The sequence below is a fragment of the Exiguobacterium sp. s80 genome, from assembly GCF_018618725.1.
Lineage (GTDB): Bacteria > Bacillota > Bacilli > Exiguobacteriales > Exiguobacteriaceae > Exiguobacterium_A > Exiguobacterium_A oxidotolerans.
The window spans coordinates 372,021-395,669 of record NZ_JACSMP010000001.1 but is presented as its reverse complement, the minus strand read 5'-3'; the positions used below and the strand labels follow the sequence as shown (position 1 = coordinate 395,669).

The window sequence follows — 23,649 nt, the reverse complement described above, 5'->3', positions numbered from 1 at the left end:
ATTTTTTGCAAGTAAACGCGCTAACTTTTCACGAAATGGTTGTAGAATTTACGTATTCTTCAGCTCCAGGCACGCTTTTTGAACTTTCGGCGTACTATGAGGATTCTCACGACCGTCGAGCCACTCCGTCAAAAACAGAACATCTTCCGGATACATATGTTCAATTGTTCCGAGTTGCGCACGCGACATCCACGCCACCTGTTCAATCGTTTCGTCCGGGTCGTTGATTCCTTGACTGTCACCGATTCGGATAGTTTCAAAATATGTCGTTTCGACTTGAATCGTTTGGATGACGGTCTGTTTCGTAAATAAGTTCTGTTTAATCTTTACGGGATATCCGGTCTCTTCCATGACTTCTCGTACACAGCATTCGCCTGCCGTCTCTCCCGGCTCGATTCCACCGGACGGGACGGCCCACGCCTCAGAACCATAACTTTTGACCATCAATACTTGATTTTCCTCATTGACGCAAACTGCTGCTGCACCGTACCATTCTCGCATCGTTTAATCCCCTTTCAGCTACTCGTTTCTGTTTAATCATTCGCGATGACCTTAAACATCCCCTACAAAAAAAACTGTCGCTCCAACAAAAAAAAATTGTTGAAAAGACAGGTAAGTTGCTTACTTTTTAGTTGCGTTCGGTAACATGACTTTAAAGAGTGCCCCGTCTCCTAAGACAGACTCCACTTCAATCGTTCCGTCATGCTCGCGGACGATTTCTTTACAGATCGACAATCCGAGTCCCGTTCCGCCGATTTTACGACTATCCGAGTTGTCGACGCGATAAAATTTACTAAACAGGTGTGGCGTCGAACTGACAGGAATCCCGACACCAAAATCACGGACACTCAGTTCGATGTTTGCATCATGCTCGAGTAAACCAATGATGATATCACCGCCGTCCGGCGAGTACTTCACGGCATTGTTCAGTAAATTGCCAAGCAACTGCCTCATGCTGTTGCGATCGGCTTCTACTAGGAATGTCTGCCCTTGATCCGCATCGAGTTGAAGGTTATGCCGTTCCGTCGTCGCCTGATGAAACTGAATTTGCTCTTTGACGACATCGAGGAGATTAAATACCTCTTTCTCGTATGACTGCTTGCCTGATTCCATTCGTTGTACATTCAAGAAATCACTGACGAGATCAGTCAGGCGTTTTGATTCGTCATGAATTGTCTGTAAATACCGTTTACTCCGATCCGGACCTAAATCCCGTTTTAACATCAACTCGGTAAAACCATAAATGGACGATAAGGGTGTCCGTAGTTCATGCGAGACCGTTGAAACGAGTTCGGACTTCATTCGGTCGACTTCTGTTTCAGGCGTTACATCCCGAAAGACGAGGATTGTCCCGATTGGTTGTCCCTCATGAACGATTTCTTCAGCATAGACTTGAATAAAGTATGTGCCGTCGTCAATCGATAAAGAAAACATGTCTGTCGGAATCTGACCAGCGAGGACCTCCTCGAAATACATTGCGAATGCCTCTCGTTGATCCATCTGTTCGAACATCGTCTCGGGATTCACTTCAAGAAACGTCGTCATATCTGTTTCTTCCTCAATCTGAAGCGACTGGAAGATTTCAAACAATGCTCGGTTCCCGAGTATCACTCGTTCTTCATGTTTGACGTATAATATCGCTTCGCGGACAGAATTTAACAGTTGCGCCGTTTCCGCCCGCTCATAGTCCATCTGTTCATATAACGTCATCCGCATCCGTGAAATTGCAATCTGTTTTGCGAACGATGCCAGTTCGGTGATGTCATGTTCCGTGAACGCTTCATCAAATCGTGCTAAATAAAGGCATGCGATCAATTCATCTTTTGCCGGGTCCATGATTGGAATGACCGCTTCATGAATGTAGTAAGGGTAACCTAGTAACCGATCTTCGGTCACTTGCTTCGTCGATTGTGCACTTTCTTTTGAGACCATGACCCGTTTCAACAGTAACGATTCCGTTTTTAAGCTCTCTTGCTGCTCATCGGTCATCTCTTTTGGTACAACCGACGTAATCTCATTATTCTTGATGAACAGTAATGCCCCGAACTCCGTTTTCGTCAAACGGACAATCGTACTGATGACGGAAGAAAAATCAAATAAACTTTCTTTGGAAGCCAATGTCTCAATCAATTCATTCCGATCTTTCAAGTGCAATTCATTCGATCGTGTTGCCGTCAAAGACTGTTCGAGTTCTCTTTGCTTACCGGTCAAATCATCTTGTTTTTGTTCGAGCTCCTGATTTTGTCGTGATAGATCGGTATGTTGGGACGAAATTGAATCGGCCATTTCGTAAAAGGAGTCAGTTAATTGACCGACTTCGTTATTCGATTGGCGGTCATATTCTAAGGAAATCGACTTCCCTTCTGCAAGACGGTGACTTTTCTTCGTCAGCTCTTGCAGCTGTTCCGTCAACCGATTGATGATCGGTCTGACGATGAACACAAGACACAAAATGAAAATCAGTAAGTTCAAAAACCAGAACCATTGTGTTTTCTCTAATTGGTCGAGTACTTGACGTTTCGTCTGACTTGCTGCGCCGTCGATATATAGGTAGCTCGCAAATGACGTCAATGCCCCAATCGCGAATACCCCATAAAAAATCGCCATCAGTTGTCTTCCTATCTTTTCGGTCATCCAGTTTCTCATAAAAAAATCCCCCTACTTATCTTCAAAAAATACAGGGATGTCTTTAACCCATCTCGTACCTCCCTGTTAATTCCCTGAATTCGGGTGAATCAATCATCAAAAGAGACGTTTACGACATGGCGGTGCTACATGCAGGTCACAACTTAGCGCAATCGCATCAACTACCCCTTGCTTCGTCAGTCGATCAGTCTGGATGTGTTGATTGAAAAGCGGATCAGTCAATGCTTGAATGCGGGCATCTGCTTGCTGCCCTCCCCAGGAATCCGGTCGTTCAAATCGTCGAAGTAAACGTCGTTTCACGGTAGAGCTAGAGGCCATTAACGAAACATGATGGACCAGGTGCCCCCGGCGTCTTAATTCACCAACGATCTCATCAAAATATGTCGGGTTCGTCACCGTCATCGGTACAATGACCGTCCGATTGCCGGATTGATTGCTTCGTTCGAGAATCACCCGCGTCAGTTCCCGCCACAACGGTTCATCTTGAAAATCGCTATACGTGCGTGTCGACGGTAATTGTTCTCTCAACAACTGACCGACTGATTCCGGATCGAAGATATCAGATCCCGGTATTCTTTTTTGTAATCCCTTAGCCGCCGTCGTTTTTCCTACTCCAAATGTCCCGTTAATCCAGATAATCATGATTTCCCCGTCTCCCCTTTTCCTTGCATGATGTACATACGAAAAAGCCGTCCCGCCGGTTTCAACCGTCGGACAGCTTTACAGAAATATTAATAAATAAACTGAATGATGAAAGGTGCCAGGACACTCGCAAAAATCGCTGTCAAGACCATCGTCAGCAATCCGACCGCACCCTCCCGCTGGTCGAGTGTCATCGATTTTGTTGCACCCATGACATGGGCAATCGAAGCCAGTCCGACACCCCGACTGACGAAGTGACGAATCTTTAATCCCGTCATCAAGCGTGGACCGACAAGTGAACCGACGAGCCCTGTCATCAGGACGAACGTCGCGGTTAAGGTCGCCGTTCCACCCGAACGCTCAGAAATCGACAAGGCGACGGGCAACGTGACGGATTTCGGGAGCAGTGCCAGATTCGTCGTTCGTCCGAGATGTAACAACAGTCCGAACAGGATATCTGACGTCAAGGCGATGCTCGTCCCGATGACGACCCCTAGCCCGATTTCCGGCAAGAAACGCCGAACGTGGTGACGGACCGTGTAGAGTGGAATTGCGAAGGCGGTGATGGCAGGACCGAGCATTTTCGTCAAATACTGTCCGCCAGTCATATAGGTCGCGTGGGATACACCCGTCAATGATAAAATCAAAATCATTGTTGCCGTCACGGTCAAAATCGGTAACGTCCAGACTCGTGGATACCGCCGATACCCGGCAAATCCAATCAAAAAGATAACAATCGTCAGAATCAACCAAAATAGTGCCTTAATCACGTGGCGTCACCCCATCTTTTCGATGAGCAAGCCGATCGACGATGTAGGCAGAACCGACGAGCGTCAGCAAGCTACTCATGATGACGATCAATACGATCTGTAAGCCGTTCTGGCGTAAGAATACCGCATAGTCCATGATTCCCGACAATGCCGGAACGAAGAACAACGGCATGATGAGCAGCAACAGCCGGCCGCCCCGTTCAACGTGTTTGACTTGGACGACCTTTGCCTTGAGCGCTAAATAGAGCAACAAAAGTCCGACGATATTCCCCGGTAACGCTAAGTCAAAGCTTTTACTGATCAGTTCACCGATTGTCGCAAAACAAGTGATCAGGATCACTTGCCCAATCAATGAAAGAAGTGTGCGCATTTTTGTAGACATAATTCCTTTTCCCCTTGTATAAACCGAATTCACTGTTCATTATCCGCTTCTGTTTGTGAACAATCAATGAAATGAGTCAATTTGTTTGATGTAATCGTTCTCACACGAATTGAAAGGATACTTCTTGATACAGTACAGCTTTAAGCATCAAGAACTGTTGTTGAACAGACGAACGTGTATGAAGCGATTCAAGACGAAACACGCTCTAAAATGTCTTTTTTTCGGTGTAATCCCAAAAAGCTTTGCTTTTGCGTTGACTCCTACGGGAAAAAGCGCGTTTTTACGCGCTGATAAGAGGCGGGCAAGCAACGAAAAACAGAAGCTATGATCGTCAAAGACTACGTTTCCTATACTTTGAGACTGTGCGTAAGTGGATGGACCATGACACACGAAACGCCGATAATCCCGTTTTTCATACGGAGTCATCGGCGTTTTTTCAGGAAGATTCTTTTCGTTTGCGAGAGGTAAATACTCTTCTCACATCACGCGTTTAAACAACTTCTCCAGTTCATATGTCGTCCATTCGATGATGACCGGTCGGCCGTGTGGACACGTGAACGGCATCTCGGTTTGTGACAGGTCGACGATCAACCGTCGCATCATCTCTTCATTTAACGGATGATTGGCTTTGATTGATTTTTTACAGGCCATCATGATTGCCGCATCTTCCCGGTACTGTTCGATGTCGACTTTTTGTTTCAACAATGCTTCATCCATCAGCTCTTGAATCGTCTCTTCCTGCCGGTGCGAGGGAAACCAGGTCGGTACTTCACGGACGATGAAGCTTTGCGGACCAAACGCCTCCAACTCAATCCCGACTTCTAACAATAAAGGCAGGATTTCTTCCATCCGCTTCATGTCATCAGATGAAACTTCGAACGTGTACGGCAATAACAGTTGCTGTTGCTGCTCGAGCGGACGACCAAACATCACTTTGTACGTTTCATACTTGATGCGCTCCTGGGCAGCATGTTGATCAATCAAATACATCCCGTCCTCACCGGAACAGACGATATAGGATGAGTGCAGTTGACCGATGACATCGAGATGGGGAAACTTCGGACGATTGTCCTCCGTTTGTCCAGCGTTCGCTATTACTTCTTCCCGTTGCTCCCCTTCGAAGCTGACTGCTTGATCAGCCTGTCGTCCTTCTGTCTCATGAACCGCTTCACGTTTTGGAATCGGATAATTCCAGACTGCACGCGACGACGTATCTTCAACCGAATCGACGCTATATGAGAAATCGAGCCGTTCCTGCGCACTCGGGTCTTTTTTAGGTTTTTGTTTCGTCACTTGCGGAATCAACGTCTCGCGACTGAGTGTCATTCGAATCGTCTCTTGAATCAATTGACATAACTCTGCTTCCTTCGACAAACGAACCTCCCGTTTTGCCGGGTGGACGTTGACATCAATCAATAGCGGGTCCATCGTCACCTCGATGACGGCAATCGGAAAACGACCGATCGGCAGTAACGTATGATAACCATTCAGGACAGCTTGCGACAAAGCAAAGTTTTTGACCGACCGCCCATTTAAAATCAAGGTGATGTAGTTTTTCGACGCCCGTGTGACTTCGGGTTTAACGAGATGACACGTCAATTGATAGTCCGCATTCGATGCTGTCGCAACAAGTGCCCCTTGAATCGTCTGATGCCCATAGACGCTCGCTAAAGCTTGCCGGACGTCTCCGGAGCCATTCGTCTGGATCAACACTTTCCCTTCATGGACGGCACGGAACTTGACCTCCGGGTGCGCGAACGCCATCCGGTTCAAGACATCGGTGATTGCCGCAAGCTCCGTATGTGTCGTCTTCAAATACTTCAGGCGGGCTGGTGTATTGAAGAATAAGTGTTCAACGGTCAGTTCTGTTCCCCGGTTCATCGCGCTAGCCGAACGATCGAGTAACTTTCCGTATTCGAGAATCAATTGGACCCCTTCTTGATCGGCTCGTTTCGTCTTCAGCGTGACTTTACTGACGGACGCAATCGAGGCCAATGCCTCGCCCCGAAAACCGAGTGTCTTGATCCGGAACAAATCGTGTTCATCCTTAATCTTACTCGTCGCGTGACGAACGAAAGCGAGTTTCGCATCTTCCGGATAAAACCCGTGTCCGTTATCGCGAATCGTCATCCGTTTCATCCCTGCTTCTTCAAGTTCGACATCGACTTGTGTCGCTCCGGCATCGAGTGCATTTTCGACGAGCTCCTTGACGACGGAAGCCGGTCGCTCGACGACTTCTCCCGCCGCGATCCGGTTTGCTAACGAATCCGATAATTCACGAATGATGCCCATCCCTTATCTCCTCACTTTCTGGCTTCTGCTTGCAACCGATACAACGTATTGAGTGCATCGAGCGGTGTCATGTTAATTAAGTCGAGTGTCGCAATCGTTTCCTTGACAGGGTCCGGTTCTGCGAACAGGCTCATCTGATCGATTGGTGCCTCGAGTACTGGCGGCGTGACGTCGACCGGTGGTTTGACGCTTTGATCAGCTAGTTCGAACTCAGACAATAGCACTTCTGCCCGCGAAATCAAGGTTTCCGGTAAATCTGCGAGACGGGCAACATGAATCCCGTAGGATTGATCGGCTTTCCCGTCCCGGACTTCATGCAGGAATACGACCCGCCCGTTTTGTTCGACGGCGCGGACGTGGACGTTCGCAAGCTTCGCAATCGTTTCCTCGAGCACCGTCAACTCATGGTAGTGGGTCGAGAAAAGCGTTTTTGCGCCGACCGAATCGGCAATGTGCTCGACAATCGCTTGGGCGAGGGCCATTCCGTCATACGTTGACGTGCCCCGACCAATTTCATCCAGCAAGATAAGTGACCGATCCGTCGCTCGTGCCAATGCCTCTTGTGTCTCGACCATCTCGACCATGAACGTCGATTGTCCACTGACTAAATCATCTGCTGCCCCAATCCGGGTGAAGATTTGATCGAAGACGGGAAGTTCTGCCCGTGACGCCGGGACGAACGAACCGATCTGGTGGAGTAAGGCAATCAAGGCGAACTGGCGCATGTAGGTCGATTTACCGGACATGTTCGGTCCCGTGATCAATAACATTTCACGTGCTTCGTCTAATGCGATTCCGTTTGCGACATATTCCCCGCGTGGTAAGACCGTCTCGATGACCGGATGACGGCCGTCTTCAATCGCTACGCTTCGACCGTTCGTCGTCACCGGACGAACGTAATCATGTGTTTCGGCGATTTCCGCGAGCGCGACGAGGACGTCGAGTTCCGCAATCCGGCGGCTGACCCGTTGCAAGCTCTCAATGTGTGTTTTGACTTGGTCACGGACACCACAGAAGAGTTCATATTCCATCGTGATACTTTTTTCTTCCGCTCCGAGAATCAAGGCTTCTTTTTCTTTCAATTCCGGCGTGATGTAACGCTCAGCATTCGCAAGCGTCTGTTTTCGTTCATACCGTCCTTCTGGGAGCAACTTGGCGTTGGCACGTGATACTTCGATGTAATACCCAAACACACGGTTGTAGCCGATTTTTAACGTTTTAATGCCCGTCGCCTGCCGTTCACTCGCTTCGAGTGTCGCAAGCCACGTCTTCCCGTCTTTTGAAGCCGTCAGCAATTCATCGAGCTCAGCGTTAAAGCCGGTCCGGATCATCCCACCGTCCTTTGTTGAAATCGGTGGGGCTTCGACGAATGCCGCATCAAGCAACGCCGTTAGCTCATCATGCGGATCAAGTCCAATCGCTAATTGCCCGAGACGCTGGCTGAGCAGTTCTTCGAGCGCTGCCTGTATCCGTGGAATCAATCGTAACGTCGTTTTCAGTTGGACGAGATCACGGGCAGAAGCCGTTCCGTAGCCGACTTTTGCGACGAGTCGCTCGAGATCATAGACTTCTCTTAACGTATCTTTCAACTGGTGCCGCTCAAAGTAGTGTCCAAGCAGTTCTTCGACCGCGTCGAGCCGCTCCGTAATCGTCTGTTCCGACAAGAGCGGTTTTTCAAGCCAACGCTTAAGCATCCGGCCGCCCATCGCTGTTCCCGTGATGTCGAGTAATCCAAGCAACGAACCCTTTTTGTCGCCTGTTCGTGCAGAGCGGACGAGTTCAAGGTTTTTGACCGTATTCGGCTCGAGCTGCATAAAGTCCGTCGCTTCGTAGACGAGCGCCGGTTGCAAGTGCGACAAGGCACGTTTTTGCGTATCATGCATGTAGGCATAAAGGACAGCGAACGCATCCGCTTGTGCCGCGTCGATCGCCCGGTCACCGTGTGGATGACTTTCACGGCGCGTGCTTTCCGTCAACGGGATCCGTAACGACTGTAATGCTGCTGTGTGCTCCGGATTCGTCACGACGATTTCCCGGGGCAAGATGATACTCAGTTCCTTGATGACGGCGTCGAGCGAAGTAACACTCGTCAAAGCACTCTCGCCTGTCGAGACGTCCCCGCGGGCAATCCCGAACCGTCCTTCCTGTTCAGCGATTGCGACGAGGTAACGGTTTTCCTTTTCCGTTAAGGACGACATTAACGTACCCGGTGTGATGACTTGAATAACTTCTCGTTTGACGAGTCCTTTCGTCAACTTCGGATCTTCGACTTGATCACACAGAGCGACTTTATATCCCCGTTCAATCAATTGTTCGATGTACCCGTTCGCCGCATGATGCGGCACGCCGCACATCGGAATCGGATGTTCAGCATTCTTCCCGTTCTTCGCCGTCAACGTCAGCTCCAGTTCATGGGCCACTTGTTTGGCATCATCAAAAAACAATTCATAAAAATCACCGAGTCGATAAAATAAAAAGGCATCCGGATAATCCGCCTTAATTGAAAAATATTGTTTCATCATTGGTGTGTTGTGTACTGCTTCCATCTTTCCACCTCATTCGTAGAAAAAGCCGACGGATTTCCGTCGGCTTCCCCATTCGTTTCATTGATTAATAGCCGCAACCGCCGCTTTTGTTTTCAGCTTCCATCCCACTGCCCGTTTTTCCAGCTAAGACATCGCCATCCGTTGCTTCGATGATTTGATCCGTAATCCCGTTCGAGATTGTCACCGTGATGTACTGAAGTAAGCCGTTGACTTCTTCTTGCGACTCTTGGAACTGTTGGACGACCGGCATCTCATCGAGCTCAGCAAATAATTTATCCAGTTTTGCTTCAACACGCGCGAGTGCCTCTGTTTTTCCGTAGTGCTGGCAGTTGACTGCCTCTTTTTGGAGGAACTTGATTTGTTTCATCATCTTTTGCACTTTTTCGTTGCCATTGATGTTTGCCTCTGCCGCTTTAAACCGTTCGACTTCTGACGTTTCAGAAATCATTTTCGCGATTTCATTTGCTTTTTCGATGATTTGTTCATCTGTATACATACACATTCGTCCCCTCTATGTCGAGCGGTCAGACCGCTACTCGTCGTTTCTGCGAACGATGACTCGTTCTGTCGCATTCATTATACCGTTCTCACTAGAGGGTGACAAGAATAGTTCCTTATTCAATCGAACGCCACAATAAGTAAGCAGCGTGACTGCGGTACGGGGCAAATTGTTCGGCGAGAACAATCGCTTCATTGACAGTCGGACGAACGCCATTCAAGCGTTCGAATGCCCGCAAGATTCCGATATCGGACGCCGGAAATAAATCTCTGCGTCCGTATCCGAACATCAACACATTTTGGACCGTCCAGGGACCGACGCCTTTTAAGGCAATCAATTGTTCCGCGATGACCGCATCTTCCGCCTGACGGAGTTGTTCAAAGTCAAGATTTGCGGTCGCCGCCCGTAACAAATAATCGACTTTACGACCCGATAGCTGCAGCGCCCGAAGTTGTTCTTCCGAAGCACCCGCCAGTTCAGCTTGCGTCGGTGGAAAAACAACGCCGTCGATTGTCGTCCCGAATGTCCGAAAGACCCGGTCTGTCAAGACGCGTGCGAACGACAGGTTGATTTGCTGATGGATGATGGAGCGAATCAATGCTGTAAACGGATCAACATCGAGCACAAGCCGTTCCGCACCAAACGTTTCAACAATCGGTGCCAGCGTCGTCCGCTTTAATTTAAGGGCCGGGTTCGATTCATCTAAACGAAACCGCCGGCGCATCGCGTCGATCATCGGTTGTTTTGGTCCATCCCCCGCCAACACGATCGTTCGACGATCGTCCGCCCGGATTTGACCAATCCACGGCACTTCGTCGATACGAATTGGAATCCGTAAGGCATCTGCCGATTGTTGCTGTAACGAATCATTCAACAGGCGGGTCCGGACGCCCTCAAAATCATAATCAATCGTCAATGTTACTTCTTGTTGCCACATCAGAAGTCTCCTTTTACGCAAAAAATAGTTTGACTCCACCTAAAATTAAACCGATGAAAAATCCACAAATCGCTCCGTTGACCCGAATCCATTGTAAGTCGTTTCCGACTTTGTCCTCAATCATATGAATCAACGTTTCCGTATCGAACCGGTTCAAGTTCTCACGGACGAGTCCGCCGATCCGCGCATGGTTTTGGTCGACGAACCGGACGAGTTGGTCTTTCATCCAGCGGTCGCTCTCCTCTTTGAACGTCGGATGGTGTTCCCACTCATCAAGCGCCTGGTTCATTAAAGGCAGTGCCCGTTGTTCCCAAAATGCATCTGATATAAAGTACGTCTCTAGCTCTGCGATGCCTGACGTGTAGGCACGATCGAGGATCGGCTCTAAATCAATCCGTTCGATTTCTTGCATCTTCCACGCATCGATTTTCCCTAATCGGACATCATCTTGTGCGAGCTGTGCCAAATTCCGACGGATGTGATCGATGATCGCCAACCGATTTGGATGATGGACGTGTTTCATGTCTTGAATCACACTCAAGAGGACACTTTGGATGACAAGGCTGAGGCGTTCCTCCGAATAGACTTTTTGGACCGTCTTCGCTGTCACACGTAAGAAGGTATTTTTTTCTTGATCAATCATTGCCTGATAGGCAAGTCGTCCGATTTGATCGCGGATGACGGGGTCCTGCAAGAGTTTTTGTCCGTAACCGAGCAGTTGATCAATCGCCAACTCATCGAGTCGGCGCTCATCGTTTAAATCGATTAAGCGATCGGCTAATTTCTTCGCCGGGTAAGCACGAATCGTTTCAACGATTCGCTCATCGACCGCTTTGATGATTGATGCCCGTGGAAGCTTTCGTAAAATCCCGATCAATAGTTCCGTCACGGTCGATCGAAACGCTGGGACTAACACAAGTGAACGTAATAATTTGATGAAGCGATCTGCAAGCGTCATGTGGCGCAGCTTTTCGACGATGCTTTCTTTGTTCAATAAATCTTTTTCGAGCATCTGGACAATCGATTCGATGACCCGTTCCCGATTTTTCGGCAGCAAGTTCGTATGTGGAATCTTTAGACCGAGCGGATGACGGAACAGGGCTGTAATCGCGAACCAATCGGCGATTCCACCGACGAGACCGGCCTCAAAACCACTTTGAAGCCAAAAAATCCAAGCATTTTCTTTAAACGGTAGCGACGCGACAAAACCGACTGCCATAAAAATCAACGAGACGGTCGCGAGGCGTCGTGTCGAAGATTTTGGTGTGTTCACCTCGTGTTGCAAAACACTTCCTCCTTTTCGTAGAAAGGGATTGATTGAGCGTATAGTTGATTATACGTTACCCCATTTTGATAAGTTTCGACAAGAAAGAGCCCCAGCCTCACCTGACTGGGACTCATTATGTAATTAAAACGTGTAATCTCCGAATTTTTTGCCGTCCCACGTCGCCGTTGCCGTTGATACGAAATAGACTAATCCGTTTCCGAATGTGTTCTCCATTAAAGAAACAAGCTGTTGTCCGTTCGTTTGTTCGACAAATGCTAACCGAACCTCTTCCTTGCCTTGATAAATTCGTTCATAGACACTCAGTCCTCGGGCATTGATGAACGTTCGTGCCGTTGCAAAAACAATCGGCCCGACTTCCGGACGACGCTCCTGGATGAAGAGTTGACATTTTTCCTCAAAGGGATTCACGCGATTCACTCCTTCTCTCTTTTTATGGTCATGACTACTTACTTCCCGTCTCTCCCCCATCATAATCCTGTTCTGACAAAAAAGCGACCATTCGGCCGCTTCTTTCATCATTTCACAAAGTCATTCAAATCTTGACACCTAACTGTCGGGCGACATGAATCGCTGACGTCGACGCACCGATTGTCCCTGCCCCCGGAAAGACGGTATCGCCAATGACGTAGAGATTCGGGACACCGGTCCGAAATGATGCCGCGCGGAACAAACTCGTTGAACGCAATTGCGGATAACCGCCGACGCCACCGTCCGGTCGTGACGTGTAACGCACCCAGGCGCCCGGTCCACCAGGATGACGTTCGATTGCCTGCTCGCGAAAGCCGGGAAACTCCTGTTCGACAATCGTTTCAAATACATCCTGCATTCTTTCGATCTGATGCCCGTAATGTACGTTGTCCGTAGCATCAAAGTAACCAATCGGGACGTGACAGGACATCGTCAATGTCCGTACGCCCTCCGGAGCCCGTTTTACATCACCCGAACGTGATAATGACAAAAAGGCATGACCCGATGGTAACCGTTCATCGTGAATTTGTCGAAAGGCACTATCGGATGTAACCAATTTTTCCGGAAAGGCAGCATAATACGTGAATGTGGCCCATTGCGCCAGTTTCCTTTGTCTTGCGTACGTCCGTTTAAGCGTCCGTAAAAGAGGTGGACTGACGAGACGCTGCATCGCTTCGAGTGGGAGCGCACCGATGACGACATCCGCTAGCATTAGACGACCGCGACGATCTTCTAGTAAAAAACCATCTGCCGTTTGCATGACCGACGTGATTTTACGACCAAGTAACATCGTCGCGCCGTCATGTTCTGCCGATTCTTTCAGGATTTCTGCGACTCGATAAAGACCGCCCGGCACATAGTACGCACCGTCGTGATAAATCGATAAGGCAACGGCACCGAGTAACGCGGACGCTTCCTGACCGGTCTGCATACTGTCTAATAAAATCCCGTCCACCAGCCGAGCGAAAACCGATCCTTCCAACCCATGGCGCCGTAACACTTGTCCGACGGTCTGTGTGACGTACGGAAGTAAAGGCAGGCTCGATTGCGCTTCTTTTATTATCAACTGTGCATCGTACAAAGTTCGTACAGGTAGTGCCGGAAGTGACTCCATTAAAGGAGCGACATGACGTTGAATCTTATCGATTTCTTCAAAAAATGCCCCGATTTGCTGCGCCTGTTGTGGGAATACATCCTGTAGTTCCCCGATGAATCGAGCACGGTCATGGTAATAGGCAACATCGTGCCCGTCGATTTTAATCGTCATCACAAGATCAAGTAACTCCGTTTCGACATCTAACCCCAAGTGTTGCAAAACCCGGTCATGAATGCCGCCTCGTTGAAAGCCCATCCCGAGTGTCGCGCCGACCGGGTACGTCAAGTCTTTCCGGGTGAATTTGCCTGCGGAGCCCCCCCATTCGCGACTTCCTTCAAGCAATGTCACGTCATGCCCTTCTCGAGCGAGGAGTGCCGCCGCTGTCACGCCGGCAATCCCTCCGCCAATAATCGCGACGCTTTTCATTGATCGTCCTCCTCTTCCAAGACTAGATTTTCTTTAAATAAGAAATCGCGTACTTCGCGGAAGACCGGTTCGCGCCGGTGAATCGTGAAGTGATCATACTTATATGACTTCGTCTGGATGTTGTCCGTATAATCTTCGAGCGTGAACGAACTGTCTAACGGAATCAGATTGAAGTCGCCTCCTTTGGCACCGAAGGAGTAAACAAGGACATCACGCGGCCATGTCTCGAGCCGCGCTTTCAACCGCTCGATCGCCTTTGAGTTCTCTGCTAAATCCTGAATCGCCGGACTGTTCGTATTCGTCCCGAACGGAGCAAGCGTCAAGCCGAGCGTCGCATAATTTGATCCACCAATCGGTGCATCAAGCGTGACGACTTTTCGAATCGTATACGGAAGATTTTCGTTCAACGTGTATTCGACGACGTCGACTCCACCCATACTGTGACCAACAAGTTGGATGTCGGTAAACGTCGCCTTTTGTTGCTTGTCATACTGAGCGATCGCGGCTTCAAGCCACGTCTGTTGCTGCGCAAGGCTTGCTTCATCGTCTTCGAAAATGATACGAACGAGCGGGAAGCCGGTCGACGAGTCCTTGACTTTACAGGTTACCTTCCCGGTCCGATCAACATCACATCGCCCTCCGTCATCCGCTAACTTTTTTTCCGTAAAGTTTTCAATCATCGGTAAGAAGGTCCGTTCCGTCCCGAACAAGCCATGCACCATGAACGTCGGGACAATCTCCCCCTTCGATTCCGTCACGATTTGCGTTGTCGGCGGCGGGGCACTGGCCGTCTCGTCAGCAAAGATTAACCAAGCACCACCTCCGAGTAACAGACAAACGAGTAGCGAGATACTGATTGTCTGAAGTTGCTTGCGGCGTAATTTCCGCACGTGGTGGATGATCCAAAACGTCAAGAGACCGAGTCCGATTAATAAGACGACCCCCGTGATAATCCAGCCCGTCGGATTCGGAACGTATGCCACGAGTTGCAATTGATTGTCTTTCGTCCCGTATAATTTCCACGAGACGTCATTGTAGTTCGCCCAGTCGATTTTCTCCGCATTTTGCAAAGCGACGACTTCCGGGACGTGCAGTTTAATCTCGATGTCCGCTTGGCGGATGTAACGATCGGCTAACTTTTTAACTTGACCTGTAGGATGATAGCCCTTGATATTTAAGCGATCGATACTTAAGTCGATGTTCGTATTTAAACGGTACGTATTAAACCAAAAGCCTTCATGCTTGTCCACATCATACGTCGTATCGGGCGGAATCAAGATTCCCCCGACACCTGTCTTCCATTCATCTTTAATCGAGGCCAAATCTTCAAGGTTCGCGAAGGTTTTTTCCATACGAAGTCCTTCATAGTCGTCCTTCGTTTTGAAGGTCGACGCTGCATAGCCGTTTTTTTCAGCCTGCTTCGCATACATCTCCCAGTCCGGATTAAAGTTCAACAATCGTGCGACCGGATGTTCTTTTGCTGCATACGTCGTCTTCAAGGTGACACTTTGATCCAGATGGACAGTCGCATCATACTGAATGCGAATGCAGCCACCGAGCAAAAACGTCAGCATCAACAGCGATGCCAGCAACAGCTTTTTTTGAATCGTCATAAAGCACGTGCACTTCCTTTCTGAAGTTCTCTTTTCCCTATCATACAATCGAAAAAACAGCCGAATCAATCATCGGCTGTTTTTCTATCCTGTTAAATCAAGTTTAATTCTTGTCCGACTTGTTTGAAGGCTTCGATTGCTTGCTCCAAGTCGTCCCGCGTATGCTCTGCCGTAACGATTGTCCGGACACGTGCTTTCCCTTTCGCAACGGTCGGGAAGGCAATTCCTTGCGCGAAGACGCCGTGAGCACGCAGTTGATCAGACAACTTATGACAAAGCGCTTCGTCCCCGACGATGACCGGTGTGATCGGCGTCGTCGATGTCCCGATGTTAAAGCCAAGATTTCGGAGTCCTTGTTTAAAGAACTCTGTGTTTTCCCAAAGACGATCGAACAGTTCCGTCTCTTCTTCCATTACCCGCAGTGCTTCCCGATTTGCTTCGACGACTGCCGGCGGATGTGACGTCGAGAAGAGGAACGGGCGCCCTTTATGGATTAAGTAATCTTTAACATGCTGTTCACACGCGACATACCCGCCAAGGACACCAATTGCTTTCGACAAGGTACCGACTTGGAGGGCGACACGACCGTCAAGCCCAAAGTGGTTGACCGTCCCGCGACCACTTTTTCCTAAAACGCCTGAGGCATGCGCGTCATCGACCATGACAAGCGCATCGTACTTTTCTGCGAGTTCGACGATTTCCGGAAGTGGTGCGATGTTACCGTCCATTGAGAAGACGCCGTCCGTGACGACGAGTCGTGTCCGTGCGTCTTGCGTCTCTTGGAGCGCTGCTTCAAGATCAGCTAAGTCGACGTGTTTGTAAATGCGGCGTTTCGCTTTCGTCAAGCGAATCCCATCGATGATCGAAGCATGATTAAGGGCATCGGAAATGACGACATCCTCTGGTCCGAGCAGTGCCGACAAGACACCGAGGTTCGTTGCGAATCCCGACTGGAATACAAGTGCTGCTTCCGTATGTTTGAATGTTGCAAGTTCCCGCTCGAACGCTTCATGCATTTCGAGTGTTCCCGCGATCGTCCGGACCGATCCTGTCCCGGCACCGAATTCAAGCGCTGCATCCGCTGCCCGTTTTGCGAGTCGCGGGTGCGCTGCGAGTCCGAGATAATTGTTTGAAGATAGTTGAATCAGTTCTTTTCCATCAATCGTCACACGATTGTGTTGTGCACTTTCGAGTGGTACGAGCTTGCGGAATGTCCCCGCCGCTTTCATTTCCTCTAATTCTGTTCGTAAGTGTTCGAAACCCATTAATTCGTCCCCCTTGGTTGTAGTACAACTTTTCCACATTTCCCTTGGCGCATCAATTCGAAGCCTTCTTCGAATCGTTCGAGCGGTAATGTATGTGTGATTAACGGTTTGACATCGACCTTGCCGCTCGAAAGAAAGGCTGATACTTGGCTCCATGTCTCGTACATCTTCCGCCCCGTGATTCCTTGGACGCGGACCCCTTTAAAGACGACATGGTTCGTCAAGTCGATTTCAACCGGTTTGACGGGCAGACTTAAGATGTTGACATCTCCGCCTGCCGTCACCATTTCAAAGGCTTGACTGATCGCGACCGGATGACCACTCATCTCGCAGACGACATCGATTCCGTCGCCGTCCGTCATCATCATGATCCGTTCGATGACATCATCATGGCGTGAATCAAGAACGACATCTGCGCCCATCGTCTTCGCAAGCTCTAACCGATACGGATTGACATCAATCGCGACGACTTCCGCTGCCCCTGCCGCTTTCGCGACCGAAACGGCCATCAAACCGATTGGACCACAGCCGACGATGGCGACCGTCTTGGCACTGACGTCGCTTGCAAGTACCGTGTGGACGGCATTTCCCATCGGTTCTTGAATCGACGCGATGCTTGCCGGCATTTCTTCCGGATTGACCCAGAGGTTTTCTTCCGGCATGACGACGTACTCGGCAAAACAGCCTTGCGTATCGACACCGATGATTTTCGTATTTTTACAAATATGATACTGTCCCCGTAAACACTGTTTACATTGATGACAGACGATGTGTGTCTCAGCTGAAACATGATCCCCAAGCTTCAGACGTTTTGTCCCTTCGCCGAGTTCGACGACTTCTCCCGAAAACTCATGTCCGAACACGTATGGCGGATTGACACGAGACGCGGCCCAGGCATCCCATTCGTAAATGTGGACGTCTGTCCCGCAAATCGAAGTCGCTTCAACGCGAATCAATACTTCACCGCGTCCCGGGACAGGAACCTCGACTTCTTTCAAGACCGCTCCAAAACCACGCTCTTCTTTGACGAGTGCCCGCATCGTTTTTGTTTGCGTCGTCTGTTCTTCCATCGTCACTAACTTTGTCATATTTCCCCGACTCCTTCATGGGTCTTACCTGTTTCTCTAATCGGTAATGACCAAATGTTTAGCATCCCCAAAAACCAAACCATCATTCGACTCTATTTTACATGAATTCCGCAGCGAGTTGGTTAAATGTTTTTTCATTCATTTCAAGATCGGCAAACGTCAGTCCCGTCTCATCATACCCATCGATTTGTGACTGATAGTCGAGCCGTGACTCATCTTGATAAATCAGACCCATGACGAGTCCGTCGTGCTCATGGACGACGCGTTTCGCTGTATCGAGATTTGTTGCATCGTACCCCTCAATCTCGTCCAGTTTCGTCAAATTTTGTTTAAACCAATCGTACGTGTTGACCTTGTTAAACGTCACACAGGGACTGAATACATTAATGAAGGCGAACCCTTTATGTTCCGTCGCTTGTTCAATCAGCCGTGTCAATCCTTTCAAGTCGTTCGAGAAACTTTGGGCGACGAACGTCGCACCCGCCGTCAAAGCAAGCTCGACCGGCGAAATGCTCTTCTCAATCGAGCCTTTCGGTGTTGACTTCGTTTTGAATCCGGGAGCTGACGTCGGTGATGTTTGCCCCTTCGTCAAGCCGTAGATTTGATTGTCCATGACAATGTACGTCATGTCGACATTTCGTTTGAACGCATGAACCGTATGCCCCATTCCGATTGCAAAACCGTCCCCGTCCCCGCCGGACGCGATGACTGTCAATTCCCGGTTCGCCATCTTGACACCTTGGGCAATCGGGAGCGAACGACCGTGGACACCATGAAAACCATAGGTGTTGATGTAACCAGAAATGCGACCGGAACAGCCGATTCCAGAAATCAAAGCCAGTTCTTCCGGCTCAAGACCGACGTTCGCGACGGCACGTTGAATCGCTGCTTGAATTGAGAAGTCACCACATCCCGGACACCAGTTCGGTTTGACATCATTTCGAAAATCTTTAAAGGTTGCCATTAAAAACGCCTCCTGCTACTACCTGTTCTACGACTTCTGCCGGATAGAACGGATCACCGTTGAATTTCAAGATGTGTTCAATCTTGTCTGCGAACCCACAGTTCATCTGAATCAGTTTCGCGAGTTGACCGGTCGCATTGTATTCGACGACGACGACTTTTTTCGCCCGCTCAAGATGTGGCCGGACGAGTTCACTCGGGAACGGGTGCATTTGACGAATATGCAAGTGATCGACTTTCATCCCTGCATGCTCTAGACGTGGCATCACTTCTTCAATCGTCCCGCGCGTCGAATTGAAGCCGACGAACAGGATGTCTGGTGTCTGATGCTGTTCCGTCACAAGGACAGCGTCTGCTAGACGGAATTGATTGAGTTTGCGTAAACGTTTCGTCATTTGATCGACCCGGTTCTTCGTTGCTTCCGAGGGACGTCCTTCTTCGTTATGTTCGACGCCCGTCACGTGATGAATCCCGTGTTTCATTCCCGGGACGACACGCGGACTGATCCCGTCTTCCGTCACTTCATACCGTTTGAAGTAGTCTTTCCCGGCAAGTTCCGGTAAGTCGCCTTGCAGTAATTTTCCGCGTCGGATTTCGACACGTTCTAAGTCGAGCGGTTCGACCGATTGTTTTCCGAGCGATAACATCAAGTCGGTCAAAAGGATGACCGGACATTGGTACTCTTCCGCAATATTAAAGGCTTCCGCCGCATCATAAAACGCTTCTTCGACCGTCGACGGTGCAAGGACGACTTTCGGAATCTCGCCATGCGTACTGTAAATCATCGCCATCAAGTCCGATTGTTCTTGTTTCGTCGGGAGTCCCGTTGACGGTCCTCCCCGTTGTGTATCGATGATGACGAGTGGTGTTTCCGTCATCCCGGATAACCCGATGGCTTCCGCCATCAACGACAGTCCTGGTCCAGCTGACGCCGTCAAGGCACGGACACCGGCATAGTTCGCGCCGATCGCCATCGTGACAGCTGCCAGTTCATCCTCTGTCTGAACGACCGTTCCGCCGAACTGTGGTAATTTCTTGATTAAGTACTCCATGATTTCTGACGATGGTGTAATCGGGTAAGCGGCCATCAAGCGGGCTCCCCCTGTCACGGCACCGAGGGCAATCGCATCGTTGCCAATCATGAACATGCGTTGCTTCCCGTCGGCCGGTTCCAGGATGAACCGCTCGGCATCGAGTGCCATCTCTTCAAAAGCAGCTGCTCCTTCCCGAATCGCCGATAAGTTCTTTGCGACCATCTCCGGACCTTTGCGACCAAAAATTTGTTCGACGACGGCTTCAAACCGTTCTGGATCAATTCCGAGAATCGCACTTGAAGCACCGATCGCGACCATGTTTTTCATCAGTGCGGTTCCAAGACCCGCTGCAATTTCCGTAAACGCAATCGGATAGAGATCGGCACGCGAAGCATCCGGATTCGTCGGCTTGAACTTTGCGTCGGCAATGATGATTGCCCCCTGGCGTAACTCGTGGAAATTGACATCGATCGTCTCTTGATCAAATGCCACTAAAATATCGAGATCGTCCGCGACGGTCCGAACTTCATGTGTCGCCACACGAATCTTATTGTTTGTATGTCCACCTTTGATGCGTGAAGAAAAGTGACGATATCCATATAAATAATAACCAAGACGGTTGAGGGCAATCGCAAAAATCTCACCTGTCGATTCGATTCCCTCTCCCTGCTGTCCGCCTACTTTCCATGATAATTGATTGTACATCGACGTTCGCTCCTTCTCTGTCCCCTGAAATGATGGAAGCGTCTTACTTTACTATCCTCCCTCATGATACCGATTTACAGATACTTGTACAATCCTCCCCCGGAAATCCGTTCGTTTTTTTGATTTTCGTCACGACAAAAAGACCATCTACTCTAGCCGAGTAGATGATCACGTGTATTTAGGACCTATGTCCGAACGATCTTAGCGTGGTTCAACGATGAGTTTAATTGCAGTCCGTTCTTCGCCATCAATCATGATGTCGGTAAAGGCTGGGATACAGATTAAATCCATGCCAGCTGGCGCAACGAATCCTCGCGCAATCGCGACCGCCTTAATGGATTGATTGAGTGCACCCGCACCGATAGCCTGAATCTCGACAGAACCTTTCTCTCGAAGCACGCCCGCAATCGCTCCTGCGACGGCGTTCGGATTCGATTTAGCTGATACTTTCAGGGCGTCCATGCAATGTACCTCCCAATCAAAAATGACACTTAATCAAAGAATATCGATTGATCCGTCAAATGAATCCGTTCAATCTTCGTTGCTTTTTTCGTCGCATCATCGATATGAATCAAGACTCCATTTAATTGTTCCCGTCCTTCCGCAACTTCAAACCGAGTTGGAAGCTGTGTCTTAAATTTTCGTAAGACATCATCTTTACGCATCCCGAGGACACCGTCCAGTGGACCTGTCATGCCGACATCCGTGATGTAAGCTGTTCCACCGTCAAGCACACGTTCGTCGGCAGTTTGGACGTGCGTGTGGGTTCCGACGACCGCTTGAACACGTCCGTCAAGATGATAACCCATCGCGATTTTTTCACTCGTTGCTTCCGCATGGACGTCAACGAAAATCGCATCGACTTCCCCTTCGACTTCCGCAATCAACGCGTCAACAGTCCGGAAAGGATCTCCGAGTGCTGGCAAGAAGACCGTTCCTTGGACGTTGATGACGGCAATCTTTTTATTCCCGACCTTTAAGACCATCATGCCACGACCTGGTGTTCCTTCCGGATAGTTTGCTGGACGGACAATCCGGTCAGCGTCATCAATCCAGTCGAAAATGTCCCGATTGTCAAACGTATGATTTCCCATCGTGACGCCGTGGAAACCAAGTTCGAGTAATTGGTGATAAATTGATTTCGTGATGCCACGACCGTGTGCTGCATTTTCACCGTTGACGAGCATGACGGTTGGATTGTATTTCGACTTCAGACGTGCCGTAAATTGTTGTAAGATGTGTCGACCTGGTGCGCCAACGACGTCTCCGATAAATAAAATCTTCATGCTAATTCCTCCAATACATTAAAAAAGTGGCGGTCGCCCGCCACTTTGCTTATTTTGCGTATTCGACTGCTCGTGTTTCCCGAATGACCGTGACCTTGATATGACCCGGATAATCGAGTTCTTCTTCGATTTTCTTCCGGATATCACTCGCCATCTTGTGTGCTAAGACATCATCGACGACGTCAGGACGGACGATAATCCGAACTTCACGACCGGCTTGAATCGCAAATGATTTTTCAACACCATCGAATGATTCTGAAATTTCTTCCAAACGTTCGAGGCGTCGAATGTAACTTTCAAGCGTTTCTTGTCGTGCACCTGGACGTGCTGCTGACAGTGCGTCTGCTGCCGCGACAAGGACGGAGATGACCGAAGTCGCTTCCGTATCACCATGGTGAGAAGCAATCGCATTGATGACTGTCGGATGCTCTTTGTACTTCGTACCGAGCTCGACACCAATCTCAACATGACTTCCTTCCACTTCATGGTCAATCGCTTTTCCGATATCGTGCAGGAGACCTGCCCGTTTCGCAAGCGTGACATCTTCACCAAGTTCCGCTGCCATCATTCCCGCAAGATGCGCGACTTCAAGTGAGTGGAACAAGACGTTTTGTCCGTAACTCGTCCGGTATTTCAAGCGGCCGAGAATCTTGACGAGATCCGGGTGAATTCCATGAATCCCGACATCATATGTCGCTTCTTCTCCGATTTCGCGAATTCGCTCATCGACTTCGCGACGTGATTTGTCGACCATCTCTTCAATCCGTGCCGGATGAATTCGACCGTCTTGGACAAGCTTTTCAAGCGCCATCTTCGCCACTTCACGACGAATCGGATCAAATCCAGACAAGATAACAGCTTCCGGTGTATCATCGATGATTAAATCGATTCCCGTTAACGTTTCAAGTGTCCGAATGTTACGACCTTCACGACCGATGATTCGACCCTTCATCTCATCATTCGGTAGGTTGACGACAGATACCGTCGTCTCAGCGATATGTTCAGCGGCGAACCGTTGAATCGCGAGGGACAAGATGTTACGTGCTTTCTTGTCGGCTTCTTCTTTTGCTTTTTGTTCGATTTCTTTTTGTAGCATTGCCGCATCATGCAGCGCAGCTTGTTTTGTCTCATCCATGATGATAGCGCGCGCTTCGTCTTGCGAAAGATTCGCAACACGTACGAGCTCTTGGCGACCTTCTTCATACAGATCCTCAACTTTGCGTTCTAACGCTTCAGCTTGTTGCTTCCGCTTCGCGATCTCAGCGTCTCGTGTGTTGATTTGATCTTCCTTTCGGTCGATTGAGTCGACACGGCGATCGAGAGTCTCTTCTTTTTGGAGCAAGCGGGCTTCTTGTTTTGTTAGCTCTTGACGACGTTCACGAAGTTCTTTTTCTACTTCATTGCGAAGTTTAAAAGCTTCGTCTTTCGCTTCGAGTAATGCTTCTTTTTTCGTTGCTTCCGCTGACACTTGTGCCCGTTCGACGATTTTTGTCGCTTCGGTTTCCGCGCCTTGAATCTTTGCTTCAGCAATCGATTTCCGCAAGAAGTAGCCTACGATGAATGCGATGAGCAAAGTGAGGAGAAGTATGATAATCCAAGTTATTGTATCCATGGGTTCACCTCCCCTTTGCAAGGTGTTTCTTAGTTCATTTCGGTTTTTCATCGAAGCTGTCTAAAAAACGTACATCTATATTGTAAGGATA

Annotated in this window: 20 protein-coding genes; all 20 read right to left on the bottom strand. The window is 49.2% G+C overall.

The window, feature by feature from the left end; genetic code table 11:
• Positions 1 to 48: 48 nt before the first annotated feature.
• The 20 genes from KNP94_RS02015 to rny all read right to left on the bottom strand — a co-directional run bounded on the left by KNP94_RS02015 (position 49) and on the right by rny (position 23,558).
• Positions 49 to 501, bottom strand: a complete 453-nt coding sequence (locus KNP94_RS02015) for an NUDIX hydrolase (RefSeq protein ID WP_215115118.1) — start codon at positions 499 to 501, stop codon at positions 49 to 51.
• Between the two features lie 120 nt (positions 502 to 621).
• The gene (locus KNP94_RS02010) at positions 622 to 2,646 is read right to left on the bottom strand and encodes a HAMP domain-containing sensor histidine kinase (RefSeq protein WP_215115117.1); all 2,025 of its coding nucleotides are present in this window, start codon (positions 2,644 to 2,646) and stop codon (positions 622 to 624) included.
• Positions 2,647 to 2,742: 96 nt separating this feature from the next.
• The gene (locus KNP94_RS02005; protein WP_214767989.1) at positions 2,743 to 3,288 is read right to left on the bottom strand and encodes an AAA family ATPase; all 546 of its coding nucleotides are present in this window, start codon (positions 3,286 to 3,288) and stop codon (positions 2,743 to 2,745) included.
• Between the two features lie 89 nt (positions 3,289 to 3,377).
• Positions 3,378 to 4,058, bottom strand: coding sequence for an LrgB family protein (locus KNP94_RS02000; RefSeq protein ID WP_088836719.1), 681 nt, complete (start codon positions 4,056 to 4,058; stop codon positions 3,378 to 3,380).
• A complete protein-coding gene (locus KNP94_RS01995) occupies positions 4,051 to 4,440 on the bottom strand; it encodes a CidA/LrgA family protein (RefSeq protein ID WP_088836718.1) in 390 nt (129 codons plus the stop codon). The genes KNP94_RS02000 and KNP94_RS01995 overlap by 8 nt, the downstream gene beginning before the upstream one ends.
• Positions 4,441 to 4,917: 477 nt before the next feature.
• Positions 4,918 to 6,732 (bottom strand): DNA mismatch repair endonuclease MutL, encoded by a 1,815-nt coding sequence (mutL, locus tag KNP94_RS01990; RefSeq protein ID WP_214765281.1) that lies wholly within the window; start codon positions 6,730 to 6,732, stop codon positions 4,918 to 4,920.
• Positions 6,733 to 6,743: 11 nt separating this feature from the next.
• On the bottom strand, positions 6,744 to 9,278 hold the full coding sequence (gene mutS / locus KNP94_RS01985) for a DNA mismatch repair protein MutS (RefSeq protein WP_215115116.1): 2,535 nt from the start codon (positions 9,276 to 9,278) through the stop codon (positions 6,744 to 6,746).
• A gap of 64 nt (positions 9,279 to 9,342) precedes the next feature.
• Positions 9,343 to 9,780, bottom strand: a complete 438-nt coding sequence (locus KNP94_RS01980) for a YlbF/YmcA family competence regulator (RefSeq protein ID WP_029333202.1) — start codon at positions 9,778 to 9,780, stop codon at positions 9,343 to 9,345.
• Between the two features lie 112 nt (positions 9,781 to 9,892).
• The gene (locus KNP94_RS01975; protein ID WP_215115115.1) at positions 9,893 to 10,714 is read right to left on the bottom strand and encodes a DNA-3-methyladenine glycosylase family protein; all 822 of its coding nucleotides are present in this window, start codon (positions 10,712 to 10,714) and stop codon (positions 9,893 to 9,895) included.
• 13 nt (positions 10,715 to 10,727) lie between these two features.
• On the bottom strand, positions 10,728 to 11,999 hold the full coding sequence (locus KNP94_RS01970; RefSeq protein WP_214765287.1) for a DUF445 domain-containing protein: 1,272 nt from the start codon (positions 11,997 to 11,999) through the stop codon (positions 10,728 to 10,730).
• 123 nt (positions 12,000 to 12,122) lie between these two features.
• Entirely contained in the window at positions 12,123 to 12,410 is a 288-nt protein-coding gene (locus KNP94_RS01965) for a hypothetical protein (protein WP_214765289.1), read from the bottom strand.
• A 124-nt stretch (positions 12,411 to 12,534) separates the two neighbouring features.
• Positions 12,535 to 13,992 (bottom strand): phytoene desaturase family protein, encoded by a 1,458-nt coding sequence (locus tag KNP94_RS01960; RefSeq protein ID WP_215115114.1) that lies wholly within the window; start codon positions 13,990 to 13,992, stop codon positions 12,535 to 12,537.
• Positions 13,989 to 15,605: an alpha/beta hydrolase gene (locus tag KNP94_RS01955; protein WP_214765293.1), complete on the bottom strand. Its 1,617-nt coding sequence runs from the start codon at positions 15,603 to 15,605 to the stop codon at positions 13,989 to 13,991. Before KNP94_RS01955 ends, KNP94_RS01960 begins: the two co-directional genes overlap by 4 nt.
• A 92-nt stretch (positions 15,606 to 15,697) precedes the next feature.
• Positions 15,698 to 16,870: a glycine C-acetyltransferase gene (locus KNP94_RS01950; RefSeq protein WP_214810800.1), complete on the bottom strand. Its 1,173-nt coding sequence runs from the start codon at positions 16,868 to 16,870 to the stop codon at positions 15,698 to 15,700.
• Positions 16,870 to 17,958 (bottom strand): L-threonine 3-dehydrogenase, encoded by a 1,089-nt coding sequence (tdh, locus tag KNP94_RS01945; RefSeq protein ID WP_214771647.1) that lies wholly within the window; start codon positions 17,956 to 17,958, stop codon positions 16,870 to 16,872. The genes KNP94_RS01950 and tdh overlap by 1 nt, the downstream gene beginning before the upstream one ends.
• A gap of 97 nt (positions 17,959 to 18,055) precedes the next feature.
• Complete coding sequence (locus KNP94_RS01940) at positions 18,056 to 18,922, bottom strand: 2-oxoacid:ferredoxin oxidoreductase subunit beta (RefSeq protein WP_214765299.1); 867 nt, start codon at positions 18,920 to 18,922, stop codon at positions 18,056 to 18,058.
• The gene (locus KNP94_RS01935) at positions 18,909 to 20,660 is read right to left on the bottom strand and encodes a 2-oxoacid:acceptor oxidoreductase subunit alpha (protein ID WP_088836708.1); all 1,752 of its coding nucleotides are present in this window, start codon (positions 20,658 to 20,660) and stop codon (positions 18,909 to 18,911) included. The genes KNP94_RS01940 and KNP94_RS01935 overlap by 14 nt, the downstream gene beginning before the upstream one ends.
• 201 nt (positions 20,661 to 20,861) lie before the next feature.
• Positions 20,862 to 21,122, bottom strand: coding sequence for a stage V sporulation protein S (locus KNP94_RS01930; RefSeq protein WP_029333189.1), 261 nt, complete (start codon positions 21,120 to 21,122; stop codon positions 20,862 to 20,864).
• A 29-nt stretch (positions 21,123 to 21,151) separates the two neighbouring features.
• Entirely contained in the window at positions 21,152 to 21,946 is a 795-nt protein-coding gene (locus KNP94_RS01925) for a TIGR00282 family metallophosphoesterase (protein ID WP_088836707.1), read from the bottom strand.
• A 49-nt stretch (positions 21,947 to 21,995) separates the two neighbouring features.
• Positions 21,996 to 23,558 (bottom strand): ribonuclease Y, encoded by a 1,563-nt coding sequence (gene rny, locus KNP94_RS01920; RefSeq protein WP_029333187.1) that lies wholly within the window; start codon positions 23,556 to 23,558, stop codon positions 21,996 to 21,998.
• Between the last annotated feature and the right edge of the window lie 91 nt (positions 23,559 to 23,649).